The sequence below is a fragment of the Mycobacterium palustre genome (genome assembly GCF_002101785.1).
Lineage (GTDB): Bacteria > Actinomycetota > Actinomycetes > Mycobacteriales > Mycobacteriaceae > Mycobacterium > Mycobacterium palustre.
Genome location: NZ_LQPJ01000066.1, coordinates 1 through 16,184 on the forward strand (window position 1 = coordinate 1; position 16,184 = coordinate 16,184).

The following is a 16,184-nucleotide window of genomic DNA, read 5'->3' on the forward strand; positions in this document are numbered from 1 at the left end:
CGACACGCCACACCCCACCCGGGGGTTCTCCTCATATCAAGCCGACACGCCTGCTACCAACGTCCTGGCCGAGTACACCTAGTCGTTGAACGGCCCCCATGCGTGCCGCTTCAGGCGCGCCGGCTTCTTGCCCAGCTTGCCGGCCCGCACCATGACCGCCAGGCTGTCCAAAATGACCCGGCTACTCATCAACGCGGTCTGCTCGGCCCAGTCGTAGGGCGGCGAGCACTCCACCACCTCGATGCCGTTAAGTCCGGGTTCGGAGATCAGTCGGATCAGGTTGAGGGCCTCGCGGGGCAGCAGGCCGCCCGGCTCGGGCCACCCGGTGCCGGGCACGAATCCGGCGTCGATGACGTCGATGTCGAACGACAGATACACCGCCTTGGCGTCTTTCCACGCCGTCTCGAGCGCGATCTCGGCGACCTTTTCGATGCCGACCCGCTCCACGTCGCCCACCGTGATGACGGTGCTGCCGCGCTGGCGACCCACCTGGACGCCGGCGCGAGGCGCCTGCCATCCGCCGATGCCGATCTGCACCAGGTTGGTGGCCGGCGCGTTCTTGATGTTGGTCGCGTGGAACCACGGCGTCGTGTGCATCCGCTCGTCGAGGTCGGTCTCCTGCGTGTCGACGTGGCGGTCGAAGTGGATGATGCCCACGTTGCCGTCCATGTGCGGGGCCAGGCCGCGCACGGTCGGGAAGCCGATCGAATGGTCACCACCGAGGACGACCGGAAACACGCCCTGGGAGACCACGTGCGACATGGCCTGGCTGATCTGGTCGAACGACTTCTCGATGTTTGCGGGGATGGTGACGACGTCGCCGATGTCGACGATGTTCAGCTGTTCGCGCAAGTCGACGCCCAGTTCGTAGCAGTAGGTGCCGAACAGGTTGGTCGAGCGGCGGATCCCCGTCGGCCCGAACCGGGTGCCCGGGCGATAGGTGGTGCCGGCGTCGAGCGGCGCACCGAAGACCGCCACCTCGGCGTCGGAGACGTCGTTGACGTCCTCGAGGAACGGGGCCTTCAGGAAGGTGCCGCGTTCCCCGGCGAAGTGCGGCAGCTCCCCGCGGGCGAAGGTCGACAGGGTCCGGTCATTGATCGTCGGGGCCGCCTCGAGGCCGTGGGCGATGCAGCGGTCGATCTCCTCGCGATGCCGGCGGGTCGGAAGTTCCGCCTCCGCCTGCTGCGCCCACCGCCCTTCCCGATTGGGGATGTCGGCCTGTCCGGCAAAAGGATTTGTCATCAACTCTTCCTCTCATCGCGAACCGATTCACGGCGGAGGATGCCCGGGCGACGGGTGTCTAAGCGGACGGCGATCACAGGGGCACCCGTGGTGGGTGAAGCCGGCGCGCCGGGCATCCCGTGGTCGCCGTCTTGTCGCTCTCCGGGTACGGCGAACTCGTCCGGGCGGCCCCCGCGGCGCGCCGCCCCATAACGTACCGGCTCGGTGGGCGACCGCAACCTCCGCCGGGGGCGTGTCCCCGGCGCCGGCCGGCCCGGGCGCCGCGCCTCAGGCACCGGCGGCAGAGCCGATCATGTTCTGCGCCAAGGGATTTCGCGCCAAACGCAACCGCTCGGCCTCCGGCCTGGGTGACCACCTCAGGGTCGCTGAGAAATCGCTGGGAGTTTGCTAGGCCTCGAGGTTTTGTAACCGCACCTGGCCGCGGGCGACGACCCGGTCGTCGCCGTCGGTGATGGTGACCAGCCACAGCTGCTGGCGCCGGCCGCGGTGAATCGGTTCGGCGGCGCCATAGATCGTCCCGGACGTCACGGACCGTAGAAAGTCGGTGTTGTTGTTGACGCCCACCACGTTGCCGCCGTCGCCCTTGGTGTTGAGCCAGGTGTAGGCGGCCACGCTGGCCATGCTCTCGATGATCGAGCAGTAGACGCCGCCGTGCACCAGGCCCATCGGCTGCAACAGCTTGGGCTGAACCTCGAGCTGCGCGCGGGCGCCGTCGGGGCCGAGCTCGGTGAACCGCAGTCCCAGCTCCGCGTCGAACGGGGCCGTGAAATCGCGCGGGAGGCCCGCTTGGGGCGGCGTCGTCACGCCCATGTGTCTACACCATGCGCGGGGCCCGACCGCGCCGGGCGTGAGAACCGGCGCCGCAAAACGGGCGAGCCCCGCGCTTGGGCGCGGGGCTCGCCGATCGAGTAGACCGGGGGTCACTGCAGCCCTCAGGACTCTCCGCGGTCATTGCGGCTCGACCGGGTTTAGCATAGGCAAGGCTGCCCTAACTTCGCAAGCCCAGGGCGCATTCACGCGGGCTTCGCCGGTCGAATTTTCGGTACGACCGGCAGTAGTTAGCGGAGTACGCTGATTGGCGACTATCGGGAGATGAAGACACTATGGCCAAGCTGACCGGGCTCGGGGATCTGGAACGCGCGGTGATGGACCATCTGTGGTCCACGCCGGAACCCCAAACCGTCCGCCAGGTCCACGAAGCGTTGTCGGCGCGACGCGACCTTGCCTACACGACGATCATGACCGTGCTGCAACGGCTGGCGAAGAAGAACCTGGTATCCCAGATCCGCGACGACCGGGCCCACCGGTACGCGCCCGTGCACGGCCGCGACGAGCTGGTCGCCGGACTGATGGTCGACGCCCTGGACCAGGCCGAGGACTCCGGCAGCCGGCAGGCCGCGCTCGTCCACTTCGTCGAGCGCGTCGGGGCCGACGAGGCCGAGGCGCTTCGGCGCGCTCTGGCCGAGCTGGAAGCCAATCAGCGCAGAAACGTCCCGCCTGCTGGCGCGCCAGCGGAGCACTGAGGGAGACTTACAGCGTGTCCGCGCTGGCCTTCACCATCCTCGCGGTGCTGTTAGTCGGCCCGGCGCCGGCCCTACTGGCACGAGCGACGTGGCCCCTGCGCGCCCCGCGCGCCGCCATGGTGTTATGGCAGGCCATCGCCCTGGCCGCGGTGCTGTCGGCGTTCAGCGCCGGCATCGCGATCGCCAGCCGGCTGCTGATGCCCGGCCCCGACGGCCGGCCCACCACCAGCATCGTCGGCGCCGAGGCCCGGCTCGGGTGGCCGCTGTGGACGGCGTACATCACGGTGTTCGCGCTGACCGTGCTGGTCGGCGCGCGGCTGATGGTCGCCGTCCTGCGGGTCGCCATCGCCAATCGGCGGCGCCGCGCCTACCACCGCATGGTCGTCGACCTGGTCGGCGTCGGCCACGGCGCGGCCGCCGCCCAACCCTGCGCGCGACGGCGCGACCTGCGCGTCCTGGACGTCCCCCAACCGCTGGCCTACTGCCTGCCCGGCGTGCGTAGCCGCGTGGTGGTCAGCGAGGGGACGCTCAGCGCGCTCACCGGCGACGAGGTCGCGGCGATCCTCACCCACGAGCGGGCGCACCTGCGGGCCCGCCACGATTTGGTGCTCGAAGCCTTCACCGCGGTGCACGCCGCCTTCCCGCGGCTGGTGCGCAGCGTCAACGCGCTGCGCGCGGTGCAGCTGCTCGTCGAGCTGCTGGCCGACGACGCCGCGGTGCGCGCGACGGGGCGCACTCCCCTGGCCCGGGCGCTGGTGGCGTGCGCGTCCGGGCGGGCGCCGTCGGGCGCGCTGGCGGCGGGCGGCACCAGCACGGTGGTGCGGGTCCGCCGGCTGTCCGGACGCGGCAACAGCCTGGCCCTTTCGGCGGCCGCGTACCTGGCCGCGGCGGCCGTGTTCGTGGTGCCCACGATCGCGCTGGCCGTCCCGTGGCTCACGGAACTGCAGCGGCTGTTCAACCTGTAGCGCGCGCCAGAACCCAAGCACCCCGGGCGGATACGAGTCCGCTGTGCCACAGTGTGACCGAAGGCTTGTCGTAGCAGTTCTCAACTGAGAGGCGAGAGATGAGTGCCCCGGATAAGGAATCCAAGACCGGTACCGCGCAGATCGGGGTCACCGGCCTGGCGGTGATGGGTTCCAACATCGCCCGCAATTTCGCGCGCCACGGCTACACGGTGGCGCTGCACAACCGGTCCGTCGCCAAGACCGACGCCCTGCTCAAAGAGCACGGCGACGAGGGCAACTTCGTGCGGTCGGAAACCATCGAGGAATTCCTTGACGCGCTGGAGAAGCCGCGGCGGGTGCTGATCATGGTCAAGGCGGGCGAGCCCACCGACGCCGTCATCGAGCAGCTCGCCGCCGCCATGGAGGAAGGCGACATCATCATCGACGGCGGCAACGCCCTCTACACCGACACCATCCGCCGCGAGAAGGCGATGCGCGAGCGCGGGCTGCACTTCGTCGGTGCGGGCATCTCCGGCGGCGAGGAGGGCGCGCTCAACGGGCCGTCCATCATGCCGGGCGGCCCGGCCGAGTCGTACACCTCGCTGGGGCCGCTGCTCGAGGAGATCTCCGCGCACGTCGACGGGGTGCCCTGCTGCACCCACATCGGGCCGGACGGCGCCGGGCATTTCGTCAAGATGGTGCACAACGGCATCGAGTACTCCGACATGCAGCTGATCGGCGAGGCCTACCAGCTGCTGCGCGACGGCCTGGGCAAGACCGCGCCCGAGATCGCCGACGTGTTCGCCGAGTGGAACAAGGGCGACCTGGACAGCTTCCTGATCGAGATCACCGCGGAGGTGTTGCGCCAGACCGACGCCAAGACCGGCAAGCCGCTGGTCGACGTCATCCTCGACGAGGCCGAGCAGAAGGGCACCGGCCGCTGGACGGTCAAGTCCGCGCTGGACCTCGGGGTGCCCGTCACCGGCATCGCCGAGGCGGTGTTCGCCCGGGCGCTGTCGGGCTCGGTGACACAACGCAAGGCCACCACCGGGCTGGCGTCCGGCCAGCTGGGCGAAAAGCCAAGCGACCCAGAGCGATTCGTCGAGGACGTGCGCCAGGCCCTGTACGCTTCGAAGATCATCGCCTACGCCCAGGGCTTCAACCAGATCCAGGCCGGCAGCGCCGAATACGACTGGGGCATCACGCCGGGCGATCTGGCCACCATCTGGCGCGGCGGCTGCATCATCCGGGCGAAGTTCCTCAACCGCATCAAGGAGGCCTTCGACGAGGACCCCGACCTGCCGACGCTGATCGTCGCGCCGTACATCCGCAGCGCGATCGAGGCCGCGGTCGACGGCTGGCGGCGCGTCGTCGTGGCCGCCACCCAGCTGGGCATCCCGATCCCGGGGTTCTCCTCGGCGCTGTCCTACTACGACGCCCTGCGCACCGAGCGGCTGCCCGCCGCACTCACCCAGGGCCTGCGCGACTTTTTCGGCGCGCACACCTACGGCCGCATCGACGACGAGCCCGACAAGCGCTTCCACACCCTGTGGAGCGGCGACCGCAGCGAAGTGCCCGCTTAACCGCGGCCGCGTGTAACAGGGCGAAACGGGGGCAAGCCGACTAACGATGAGGTTCCTGGACGGGCATCGACCCGCGTACGACCTGACCTACGACGACGTCTTCATCGTGCCGAACCGGTCCGAGGTGGCGTCGCGGTTCGACGTCGACCTGTCCACCACCGACGGTTCGGGCACCACCATCCCGGTGGTGGTCGCCAACATGACCGCGGTCGCCGGGCGGCGGATGGCCGAGACGGTGGCGCGGCGGGGCGGCCTGGTGATCCTGCCCCAGGACCTGCCGATCACGGCGGTGCAGCAGACCGTGCAGTTCGTCAAGAGCCGCGACTTGGTCCTCGACACCCCGGTGGTGCTGGAGCCCGACGATTCGGTGTCCGACGCCACCGCGCTGATCCACAAGCGCGCGCACGGCGTCGCCGTCGTCGCGTTCGAGGGCCGCCCCATGGGCTTGGTCACCGAGGCGTCGTGTCTGGGGGTGGACCGCTTCACCCGGGTGCGCGACGTCGCCGTCACCGACTTCGTCACCGCACCCGCGGGCACCGAGCCGCGCAAGATCTTCGATTTGCTCGAGCACTCCCCGATCGGCGTCGCGGTGGTGACCAACGCCGAGGGCACGCTCGCGGGCGTGCTGACCCGCACGGGCGCGATCCGCGCCGGGCTGTACACCCCGGCCACCGACGCCCGGGGGCGATTGCGCATCGGGGCTGCCGTCGGCATCAACGGCGACGTCGGGGCCAAGGCCCGGTCGCTGGCCGAGGCCGGGGTCGACGTGCTCGTGATCGACACCGCTCACGGGCACCAGGTCAAAACGCTGGACGCGATCGAGGTGGTGGCGTCGTTGGACCTGGGCTTGCCGCTGGCCGCCGGCAACGTGGTGTCGGCGCAGGGCACCCGGGATCTGCTCGCTGCCGGGGCGAGCATCGTCAAGGTCGGCGTCGGGCCGGGCGCGATGTGCACCACCCGGATGATGACCGGCGTCGGCCGCCCGCAATTCTCCGCCGTCCTCGAATGCGCTTCTGCGGCAGCCGAACTCGGCGGTCACGTGTGGGCAGACGGGGGCATCCGCCATCCGCGGGACGTGGCGCTGGCCCTGGCCGCCGGGGCGTCCAACGTGATGATCGGGTCGTGGTTCGCCGGCACCTACGAGTCGCCCGGCGACCTGCTGCGCGACCGCGACAACCAGCCCTACAAGGAGAGCTACGGCATGGCGTCCAAGCGTGCCGTGGTGGCCCGCACCGGCGCCGAGACCCCGTTCGACCGCGCCCGCAAGGCGCTGTTCGAGGAGGGCATCTCCACGGCGCGCATGGACCTCGACCCCGAGCGCGGCGGCGTGGAGGACCTGATCGACCACATCACCTCCGGGGTCCGCAGCACCTGCACCTACGTCGGCGCCTCGACCCTGGCGGAGCTGCACGAGCGGGCCGTCGTCGGTGTGCAGTCGCGCGCGGGGTTCGCCGAGGGCCACCCGCTGCCGTTGGGATGGTGACCGCGAGGTCGGGCGCCGCTGGACGCGTTGGCTACCATGTGAATTCACGCGGTCTAACGCCGGCAGCAAAGCGCTGCGCGGCATCGAGGGAAAGGGATGACGTGCCGCAGGCACGTGTCGACGCCGGTGGCTTCCCGGCCGAGCGGCCATCCGACGAGCCGCCGGATGCGGAGCCTCCCTCTGCGAGGCGTCCCCGGCGACCGGTGACGGGCCGGCCCGACCGATGAACATCACCGTCACCGTGATCAGCGTGCTGGCCGTCGCGGTCCTCGTCTTCGGCAACGCGGTCTTCGTCGCGGCCGAATTCTCGCTGACCGCCCTGGACAGCAGCATCGTGGAGGCCAACGCCCGCAACGGCGGTCGCCGCGACCAATTCATCCAGCGCGCCCAGAACCGGCTGTCGTTTCAGCTCTCCGGCGCCCAGTTGGGCATTTCCATCACCACGCTGGTCACCGGTTATCTGACCGAGCCCATGGTGGCCGACCTGCCGCACCCCTGGCTGGACGCGGTCGGGGTGTCCGATCCAGTGGCCGACGCCATCACCGCGTTCATGGTGCTGGTGATCGTGACATCGGTGTCGATGGTGTTCGGCGAGCTGGTGCCCAAGTACCTCGCGGTGGCCCGGCCGCTGTCGACGGGCCGCGCCGTCGCGGGCTTCCAACTGCTGTTCTCGCTGCTGCTCACCCCCGCCATCCGGCTGACCAACGGCGCGGCCAACTGGATCGTTCGGAAGCTGGGCATCGAGCCGGCCGAGGAGCTGCGGTCGGCCCGCTCGCCGCAGGAGTTGCTGTCGCTGGTGCGCACCTCGGCGCGCAGCGGCACGCTGGACCCGGCCACCGCCGCCCTGGTGCGGCGCTCGCTGCAGTTCGGCACCCTGAGCGCCGAGGAACTGATGACGCCCCGATCGAAGATCGTCGCGCTGCAGACCGACGAGACCGTCGCGGACCTGGTCGCCGCGGCCACCGAGTCCGGCTTCTCGCGGTTCCCGATCGTCGACGGCGACCTCGACGAGACCGTCGGCATCGTGCACGTCAAGCAGGTGTTCGGGATTCCGGCGGCCGACCGCGACCGCACGCTGCTGACCACGCTGGCCCAACACGTTCCGGTGGTGCCGTCGACGCTCGACGGCGACGCGGTGATGGCCGAGATCCGGGCCAACCCCCTGCAAACCGCGATGGTCGTCGACGAATACGGCGGGACGGCCGGCATGGTGACGGTCGAGGACCTCATCGAGGAGATCGTCGGCGACGTGCGCGACGAACACGACGACGCCACCCCCGACGTGGTCGCATCCGGCACCGGCTGGCGGGTCTCGGGCCTGCTGCGCATCGACGAGGTGGCCACCGCCACCGGATTCCGGGCCCCCGAAGGCCCTTACGAAACGATCGGCGGCCTGGTCCTGCGCGAACTCGGGCACATCCCGGTGGCCGGGGAGACGGTCGAGCTGACCGCGCTCGACCCCGACGGCCTCTTGGACGCCTCGATGCGCTGGCAGGCGACCGTGGTCCGGATGGACGGCCGCCGCATCGACCTGCTCGAGCTGCAAGACCTGGGCTCCCACGCGGAGCCGGCGGCGGGACGGGGCGCCCGATGACCCTGATGGACCAGGTCCTCGGAGTTTTGGTGGCGATCCTGCTGATCGGCGTCAACGCGTACTTCGTCGGAGCGGAGTTCTCGCTGATCTCGGCCCGGCGGGACCGCCTGGAGGCGCTGGCCGAGCAGGGCAAAGCCCGGGCCGTCACCGTCATCCGGGCCGGCGAACAGCTCCCGTCCATGCTGGCCGGCGCGCAGCTGGGCGTGACGGTCGCCTCGCTGTTGCTGGGCCGCATCGGCGAGTCCGCGGTGGCCAGCCTGCTGCGCAGCGGCCTGGGGCTGACCGACATGAATGCGGCGCTGCTGCACACGCTTTCGTTCGTCATCGCGCTGGCGGTCGTGGTGACGCTGCACGTGCTGCTGGGCGAGATGGTGCCCAAGAACATCGCGCTGGCCGGCCCCGAGCGCACCGCGATGCTGCTGGTGCCGCCGTACCTGGTCTACGTGCGCGCCGCGCGGCCGTTCATCGTGTTCTACAACAAGTGCGCCAACGTCGTGCTGCGCGCGCTGGGCGTCGAGCCGAAGGACGAACTCGACATCGCGGTGTCCACCGCCGAGCTGGGCGAGATGATCTCCCAATCGGTCTCCGAGGGCCTGCTGGATCCCGAGGAACACACCCGGCTGACCCGGGCGCTGCAGATCCGCAACCGCGTGGTCGGCGACGTGGCCCGGCCCCTCGCCGAGATCCGGGCGGTGCCCGTGGCCGCCGCGGGCTCGGGGCCCACCGTCGGCGCGGTCGAGCGCGCCCTGGCCGAGACCGGGTACTCCCGCTTCCCGGTGACCAACCGCGCCGGAAAGTTCGTCGGCTACCTGCACATCAAGGACGTCCTGACGCTCGGCGCGGACCCGCAGACGGTGATCGATTTGGCCCTGGTGCGGCCGCTGCCGCGGGTGCCCCGGTCGCTGCCGCTCGCCGACGCGCTGTCGCGGATGCGCCGCAGCAACAGTCACCTGGCGCTGGTGACCGACGGGGACGGCAGCAGCGGCGGCGTGGTCGCGATGGTGGCGATGGAGGATCTGGTGGAGGACCTCGTCGGCACCATGCGCGACGCGTAGCAGGCGGCGCCGGGCGGCGCGGCGCACAGCCCGTATGATCTCCAACGGCTACCAGTCAGCGAAGCGCAACCTGGCCCGCGGCGCGGCGTTGCCAGGCGGCGATCCCGCCGGGTTCACCGCGGCGCCATCGCTGGCTCTGTAGCGGGCGCGACCTGCGGCTGCGGGTCGGCCGGATGACGGTCGTGAGGCTGCTGGTCGGTAGGCTGACGACAAGCCTGTTTCGAGCCTGTCTCGAGCCAGCACGGCTCTACCAGGCCCATTTACGGAGGAGAATGATGACTGATCGCGTGTCGGTGGGGAACTTGCGGGTCGCCCGAGTGCTCTACGACTTCGTGAACAACGAGGCCCTGCCCGGCACCGACATCGACCCCGACAGCTTCTGGGCGGGCGTCGACAAGGTCGTCGCCGACCTCACCCCGCAGAACCAGGATTTGCTGCGCCGCCGCGACGAGCTGCAGGCCCAGATCGACAAGTGGCATCGGCACCGGGTGATCGAACCCGTGGACCCGGAGGCCTACCGCGAGTTCCTCACCGAGATCGGCTACCTGCTGCCCGAACCCGACGACTTCACGATCACCACTTCCGGCGTCGACCCCGAGATCACCACGACCGCCGGCCCGCAGCTGGTGGTGCCGGTGACCAACGCCCGGTTCGCGCTCAACGCGGCCAACGCCCGCTGGGGTTCGCTCTACGACGCCCTTTACGGCACCGACGTCATCCCCGAAACCGACGAGGCCGAGAAGGGCACCGGCTACAACAAGGTCCGCGGCGACAAGGTGATCGCCTACGCCCGCAACTTCCTCGACGGGGCGGTGCCGCTCGAATCCGGGTCGTGGGCCGACGCGACGGGCCTCAGCCTCGAGGACGGCCGCCTGCGGGTGGCGACGGCCGACGGCGCCGTCGGGCTGGCCAGCCCGGAAAAGTTCGTCGGCTACACCGGCGAACTCGGCTCCCCCTCCTGGTCGGTGCTGCTGGAAAACAACGGCCTGCACATCGAGATCCTGATCGACCCCGAGTCGCCCATCGGCAAGACCGACCGCGCCGGCATCAAGGACGTCGTGCTGGAGTCCGCGGTCACCACGATCATCGACTTCGAGGACGCGGTGGCCGCCGTCGACGCCGACGACAAGACCGCCGCCTACCGAAACTGGCTGGGCCTCAACAGGGGCGACCTGTCGGCGCAGGTGGACAAGAACGGCGACTCGTTCACCCGGGTGCTCAACCAGGACCGTCACTACGCCACCCCCGACGGCGGCGAGCTGGTCCTGCCCGGGCGCGCGCTGCTGTTCGTGCGCAACGTCGGGCACCTGATGACCAACGACGCGATCGTCGACGCCGACGGTAACGAGGTTTTCGAGGGCATCCAGGACGCCCTGTTCACCGGGCTGTGCGCCCTGCACGGCCTCAAGGCCACCGACGCCAACGGTCCGCTGCTCAACAGCCGCACCGGTTCCATCTACATCGTCAAGCCGAAGATGCACGGTCCCGACGAGGTGGCCTTCACGACCGAGCTGTTCAGCAGGGTCGAAGACGTGCTGGGCCTGCCGCAGAACACGCTCAAGGTGGGCGTCATGGACGAGGAGCGGCGCACCACGGTCAACCTCAAGGCGTGCATCAAGGCCGCCGCCGACCGGATCGTGTTCATCAACACCGGCTTCTTGGACCGCACCGGCGACGAGATCCACACCTCGATGGAGGCCGGACCGATGGTGCGCAAGGGCACCATGAAGAGCCAGCCGTGGATCCTGGCGTACGAGGACAACAACGTCGACACCGGCCTGGCCGCCGGCTTCGCCGGGCACGCCCAGATCGGCAAGGGCATGTGGACCATGACCGAGCTGATGGCCGACATGGTCGAGCAGAAGATCGGCCAGCCCAAGGCCGGCGCCAGCACCGCGTGGGTGCCCTCCCCGACGGCGGCCACCCTGCACGCGCTGCACTACCACCAGGTCGACGTGATCGCGGTGCAAAAGGAGCTGGCCGGCAAGAAGCGCACCACCGTCGATCAGCTGCTGACCATTCCGCTGGCCAAGGAGCTGGCCTGGGCGCCCGAGGAGATCCGCGAGGAGGTCGACAACAACTGCCAGTCCATCCTGGGCTACGTGGTGCGCTGGATCGACCAGGGCGTGGGGTCCTCGAAGGTGCCCGACATCCACAACGTGGCCCTCATGGAGGACCGCGCCACGCTGCGGATCTCCAGCCAGCTGCTGGCCAACTGGCTGCGGCACGGCGTCATCACCGAAGAGGACATCCGGGCCAGCCTGGAGCGGATGGCCCCGATGGTGGACCAGCAGAACGCCGGCGACGCCAAGTACCTGCCGATGGCGCCGAACTTCGACGACAGCATCGCGTTCCTGGCGGCCCAGGAGCTGATCCTGTCGGGCACCCAACAGCCCAACGGGTACACCGAGCCGATCCTGCATCGGCGCCGGCGCGAGTTCAAAGCGCGCGCCGCGGGCGGCTAAATTCACTCATCAGGTCACGCGATGAGTCGACGGAAAGGCGGCGGACACCGGTATGGGTAGGCACAGTTTGCCCGACCCCGAGGACTCCGCGGATTCGGTAGAGGAACCCGCCGCCGACGAATACCTCGACGACGATTTGTACGCCGAGACGGGCCATCACCACGTCGACCCCGCCGACCGGGGCCCCGCGGGCTACCCCGGCCCGCGTGCTCGTTACGGCGCCTACCCCTACGAGGAAGGGCTCGCGGCCGAGCACGGCTACGGCGACGAGGGCTCCGAGGGCTCCGAGGGCTTTTTCCGGGGCGACGACGACACGTCGGCCCTGAGCGCCGACGACTACCCGGAATTTCCGCCGCGCCAGGCGGGCACCGCGGGCGCCGAGCCGCCGACCTCGCCGCCGTCGCCGGCGTCCCGCTTCCGCGGCGGGCACCGCGGGCTCGGTGACTGGCGAGGCGGGCACCGCAGCGACGGCGGCCGCCGCGGAGTCAGCATCGGCGTGATCGTCGCCCTGGTCGCCGTCGTCGTCGTGGTGGGCGCGGTCATCCTGTGGAGCTTCTTCGGTGACGCGCTGTCGCACCGCTCGCACCAGGCCGCGGCGCGCTGTGTCGGCGGCAAGGACACGGTCGCCGTCATCGCCGACCCCTCGATCTCGGATTCCGTGGGGCAGCTGGCCGAAAGCTACAACGCCATCGCCGGCCCGGTCGGCGACCGCTGCATGGCGGTCAGCGTCAAATCGGCCGGCGCCGACGCCGTCCTCAACGGGTTCGTCGGCAAGTGGCCGGCCGAGCTGGGCGCCCAGCCGGCGCTGTGGATTCCGGGCAGCTCGGTCTCGGCCGCGCGGCTCGCGGCGGCCATGCCCCAGAAAACGATCACCGAAAGCCGGTCGCTGGTGACCTCACCGGTGATGCTCGGGGTGCACCCCGAACTCGCGCAGGCCCTGGGCGGCCAGGGCTGGGCGGCGCTGCCCGGCCTGCAAACCAACCCGAACGCGTTGGCCGGGTTGAACCTGGCGAACTGGGGATCGCTGCGGCTCGCGCTGCCGATGAACGGCAACGGCGACGCCGCGTTCCTGGCCGGCGAGGCGGTGGCGGCCGCGGCCGCGCCGCCCGGCGCACCGGCCGCCCAGGGCACCGGCGCCGTGCGCACGCTGCTGAGCGCGCAACCCAAGCTGGCCGACAACTCGCTGACCGAGGCGCTGAACACGCTGCTCAAGCCCGGCGACCCGGCGACCGCGCCCGTGCACGCGGTGGTGACCACCGAACAGCAGCTGTTCCAGCGCGGCCAATCGCTCGCCGACGCCAAAAGCACGCTGACCTCCTGGGTGCCGCCCGGGCCCGTGCCGGTCGCCGACTACCCCGCGGTGCAGCTCGGCGGTCAGTGGCTGACGCGCGAACAGACCACGGCGGCCAGCGAGTTCGTCCACTTCATGCAGAAGCCCGAGCAGCTCGCCAAGCTGGCCAAGGCCGGCTTCCGCGTCAACGGGGTCAAGCCGCCGAACAGCCCGGTCACCAGCTTCGCGGCGCTGCCGTCGACGTTGTCGATCGGCGACGACGGGATGCGCGCGACGCTGGCCGAGGCCATGGCCGCCCCTTCGAGCGGGCTGGCCGCGACCATCATGCTCGACCAGTCGATGCCCGTCGAGGAGGGCGGAAAGACCCGGCTGGCCAACGTGATCGGCGCGCTGCAGGACAGGATCAAATCCCTGCCGCCGACCGCGTCGGTGGGGTTGTGGACGTTTGACGGCCACGAGGGCCGCTCCGAGGTGCCGGGCGGGCCGCTGTCCGACCCCGTCAACGGCCAACCGCGCTCGGCGGCGCTCACCGCCGCCCTGGACAAGCAGTACTCGTCGGCCGGCGGCGCGGTGTCCTTCACCACGCTGCGCATGATCTACCAGGAGCTGCAGGCGAAATACCAGCCGGGCCAAGCGAATTCGATTTTGGTGATCACGTCCGGGCCCCACACCGACCAGACGCTGGACGGGCCGGGGTTGCAGGACTTCATCCGCAAGGCCGCCGACCCGGCCAAGCCGATCGCGGTCAACGTCATCGACTTCGGCGCCGACCCCGACCGGGCCACCTGGGAGGCCGTCGCCCAGCTCAGCGGCGGGGGCTACCAGAACCTCGGCACCTCGGCGTCGCCCGACCTCGCCGCGGCCCTCACCACCTTCTTGGGCTGACGCGGCCGCGCGCTCAAAGGTTCCCGCGAGCGTAACCACGCCGCGAAAAATGCGGAGGCATTTCGCGGTGCGGCTACGCTCGCGGCGTTTGGTCCGCGGGCCTAGAACGCCGTCCGGAAGCCGTTGATCAGGAACGTCTGCAGCTCGCTCAGCGCCTCCGGCAGCGTCACCGGCGTCGACCCGTTCGCCAGCGACGCCGCCACCTCCTGCGGGATCTGCACCGTCATCGTGTCGAGGAGGCCGGATCCGACGGGGCTCGTGGCCGACGACAACATCCCGACATAATCGATGCCGAACGACGTCTGGTAGCCGTTGAGGAACGCGCCGGTGGCCATCGCGGGCACGTTAATCGCGTCGGCGAGGCCCACCAGCGGTTGCCCGGCGTTCCACGCGTCCACGGCGGCCTGCATGCCGTCGGCCATCGCCTGGGTGGTGCCGAACGTGATGCCCAGGGGCGCGAGCAGCGTCTCCAGCCCGACGTTCGACAATTGCTGAGACAGCACATCGGTGAAGTTCTGCGCTTCGGCGCCGGGGATACCGAGCAGGTCGACCAGCGAAATCTCCGTCGGTATCAGCGACACCAGGATATTGGTGTTGAAGGCGTTGACCGACGCGCTGATGTTGCCGGCGGCGATGCCGCTGAACAGCGTTTGCAGGTTTTGCGGCATCTGCTGCAGGAGGGGCTGCAGGCCGCCGGTCCAGATCGTCTGTAGGTCGCTGCCCGCCCGGCTGGCGAAGCCGAGCTGGTTATGCATCACCTGCGCCAGGATCGGCAGCGGATCGGCCTGCATCTCGGCACCGATCTGCTGCAGGTTGGTCCATGCGCCGGTGACGACGTTCGCCCACGGCCCGAGCCCGGGAACGCTGGTCAGGTTCAGGCCGGCGCCGAGATCGGCCGCGACGTTGACGGCGCCGGTCTGGATGGAGCCGGCAAGGCTGGAGACGCCCTGCCCAACACCGAGCGAAGATGTCGCCGCCGAAATGGTCGTCCCCGCCTGCGCCTCGCTGGCACCGATCAAGTCGGAGGTCGCCTTGGCGATGGCCGTGGCCTGGCCGCTGATCGTGCCGACAGCGGTCGGCGGCCTGTTGATCCGCGGCAGGGTGGTGGGCGCGGTCACGATGCCGACCACTTCCCGCTCAATTCTGTCCAGCGCCGCCACATTCGCGGCCTCGGCGGCCTCGTACGACGAAGCCCCCGCCGTCAACGCCTGCACGAATTGCGAATGAAACGCCGCCGCTTGCGCGCCGAGCGCCTGGTACTCCTGGGCGTGCGCCCCGAACAACGCCGCGATCTGCGTCGACACCTCGTCGGCGGCCGCGGCCGCGATTTCCGTCGTCGGGCCCTCGGCCGCCGAAATCGCCGTCTCGATCGTCGAACCGACGCTGGCCAGATCCGACGCGGCGGCGGTAATGAATTCCGGCGCTGCGGTCAAAAGCGACATTATGCACCCCTTACGAAGTCGATTGCGTGCTTGGTTGCGGCGCCGCATAAAGCGGGTGCGCAGTCCCGTCGGGATCGGAATGGCGCACCTTCAACGCGGCTTTTGCTTTCACTCCCCGCAATTGGCATCCGGGCTGATCCGGCTGCGTCGAGGAGCGCGATGCGGGCGTCGGGTATTGCCGCGCGCCCACGACCGCGGACGGCGTATCCGGAGCGGAATGACCACGCGGGACGAGGACCAACGCTGGCCGGTCTCACGAGTTTCTCCTTTGCTGGCTATCGCTACAATGAGGGAAACAATCGCCCGAGCCGGGAGATTACCTGACGGTAAGTTCCTAGACAAGACGTCTGTCGAATAATTCTTCCGCGCGCTGACCTGCGGCTTAGAGCCGAAGCGCGTCGCTAGTTGACGCATGTCACACCCAGCTATCTCGGCGCTCAGGGCTGCCGCCGAAATTCCGTTTGTCAATCTAATTTGCTAAACGATTGCCGATTTGTTTACAAAAGCGTCAATAACGAGGGCAATTGCGACTCGCGCGCGTTAGCTGCATTGCAGCTAGCCAATGCTGTGCGGAACGGCCGGGTTCGGCGGGCCGCGCACGCGTGCGTCCGCCTAGCTATCGAAAGCGACGGCCTTTGGGGCGGCCGGCGGCAATGCGACCGCCAATTGTCCGTGCC

Annotated in this window: 11 protein-coding genes and 1 riboswitch; of the genes, 8 read left to right on the forward strand and 3 right to left on the reverse strand. The window is 69.8% G+C overall.

The window, feature by feature from the left end:
- Positions 1-78: 78 nt before the first annotated feature.
- A complete protein-coding gene (locus AWC19_RS05665; RefSeq protein WP_085077102.1) occupies positions 79-1,242 on the reverse strand; it encodes an agmatinase family protein in 1,164 nt (387 codons plus the stop codon).
- Between the two features lie 120 nt (positions 1,243-1,362).
- Positions 1,363-1,425, reverse strand: a riboswitch (guanidine-III (ykkC-III) riboswitch).
- A 204-nt stretch (positions 1,426-1,629) separates the two neighbouring features.
- Positions 1,630-2,052: a PaaI family thioesterase gene (locus tag AWC19_RS05670; protein ID WP_085077103.1), complete on the reverse strand. Its 423-nt coding sequence runs from the start codon at positions 2,050-2,052 to the stop codon at positions 1,630-1,632.
- 293 nt (positions 2,053-2,345) lie between these two features.
- On the opposite strand from AWC19_RS05670, the gene AWC19_RS05675 reads away from it, so the two are divergent.
- The 8 genes from AWC19_RS05675 (at position 2,346) to AWC19_RS05710 (ending at position 14,065) form a co-directional block, all read left to right on the forward strand.
- Positions 2,346-2,765, forward strand: coding sequence for a BlaI/MecI/CopY family transcriptional regulator (locus AWC19_RS05675; protein WP_085077104.1), 420 nt, complete (start codon positions 2,346-2,348; stop codon positions 2,763-2,765).
- A 14-nt stretch (positions 2,766-2,779) separates the two neighbouring features.
- Positions 2,780-3,730, forward strand: coding sequence for a M56 family metallopeptidase (locus tag AWC19_RS05680; RefSeq protein ID WP_085077105.1), 951 nt, complete (start codon positions 2,780-2,782; stop codon positions 3,728-3,730).
- Positions 3,731-3,828: 98 nt separating this feature from the next.
- The gene (gene gndA / locus AWC19_RS05685) at positions 3,829-5,292 is read left to right on the forward strand and encodes an NADP-dependent phosphogluconate dehydrogenase (protein WP_085077106.1); all 1,464 of its coding nucleotides are present in this window, start codon (positions 3,829-3,831) and stop codon (positions 5,290-5,292) included.
- Positions 5,293-5,338: 46 nt separating this feature from the next.
- Positions 5,339-6,775 (forward strand): GuaB1 family IMP dehydrogenase-related protein, encoded by a 1,437-nt coding sequence (locus AWC19_RS05690; protein WP_085077107.1) that lies wholly within the window; start codon positions 5,339-5,341, stop codon positions 6,773-6,775.
- 223 nt (positions 6,776-6,998) lie between these two features.
- Complete coding sequence (locus AWC19_RS05695; protein ID WP_085077108.1) at positions 6,999-8,369, forward strand: hemolysin family protein; 1,371 nt, start codon at positions 6,999-7,001, stop codon at positions 8,367-8,369.
- 5 nt (positions 8,370-8,374) lie between these two features.
- The gene (locus tag AWC19_RS05700) at positions 8,375-9,424 is read left to right on the forward strand and encodes a hemolysin family protein (protein WP_085077133.1); all 1,050 of its coding nucleotides are present in this window, start codon (positions 8,375-8,377) and stop codon (positions 9,422-9,424) included.
- A gap of 275 nt (positions 9,425-9,699) precedes the next feature.
- Positions 9,700-11,889: a malate synthase G gene (locus tag AWC19_RS05705; protein ID WP_085077134.1), complete on the forward strand. Its 2,190-nt coding sequence runs from the start codon at positions 9,700-9,702 to the stop codon at positions 11,887-11,889.
- A 52-nt stretch (positions 11,890-11,941) separates the two neighbouring features.
- Positions 11,942-14,065 (forward strand): vWA domain-containing protein, encoded by a 2,124-nt coding sequence (locus AWC19_RS05710; protein WP_085077109.1) that lies wholly within the window; start codon positions 11,942-11,944, stop codon positions 14,063-14,065.
- A 101-nt stretch (positions 14,066-14,166) separates the two neighbouring features.
- On the opposite strand, the gene AWC19_RS31125 is transcribed toward AWC19_RS05710, so the two are convergent.
- Positions 14,167-15,507, reverse strand: a complete 1,341-nt coding sequence (locus tag AWC19_RS31125; protein ID WP_142281018.1) for a PE family protein — start codon at positions 15,505-15,507, stop codon at positions 14,167-14,169.
- Between the last annotated feature and the right edge of the window lie 677 nt (positions 15,508-16,184).

Bases quoted from the DNA above. Each gene is read 5' to 3' on its own strand.
- AWC19_RS05665 (WP_085077102.1), bottom strand. From the start codon at position 1,242: ATGACAAATCCTTTTGCCGGACAGGCCGACATCCCCAATCGGGAAGGG.
- AWC19_RS05670 (WP_085077103.1), bottom strand. From the start codon at position 2,052: ATGGGCGTGACGACGCCGCCCCAAGCGGGCCTCCCGCGCGATTTCACG.
- gndA (WP_085077106.1), top strand. From the start codon at position 3,829: ATGAGTGCCCCGGATAAGGAATCCAAGACCGGTACCGCGCAGATCGGG.
- AWC19_RS05710 (WP_085077109.1), top strand. From the start codon at position 11,942: ATGGGTAGGCACAGTTTGCCCGACCCCGAGGACTCCGCGGATTCGGTA.
- AWC19_RS05700 (WP_085077133.1), top strand. From the start codon at position 8,375: ATGGACCAGGTCCTCGGAGTTTTGGTGGCGATCCTGCTGATCGGCGTC.
- AWC19_RS05690 (WP_085077107.1), top strand. From the start codon at position 5,339: ATGAGGTTCCTGGACGGGCATCGACCCGCGTACGACCTGACCTACGAC.
- AWC19_RS05705 (WP_085077134.1), top strand. From the start codon at position 9,700: ATGACTGATCGCGTGTCGGTGGGGAACTTGCGGGTCGCCCGAGTGCTC.
- AWC19_RS31125 (WP_142281018.1), bottom strand. From the start codon at position 15,507: ATGTCGCTTTTGACCGCAGCGCCGGAATTCATTACCGCCGCCGCGTCG.
- AWC19_RS05695 (WP_085077108.1), top strand. From the start codon at position 6,999: ATGAACATCACCGTCACCGTGATCAGCGTGCTGGCCGTCGCGGTCCTC.
- AWC19_RS05675 (WP_085077104.1), top strand. From the start codon at position 2,346: ATGGCCAAGCTGACCGGGCTCGGGGATCTGGAACGCGCGGTGATGGAC.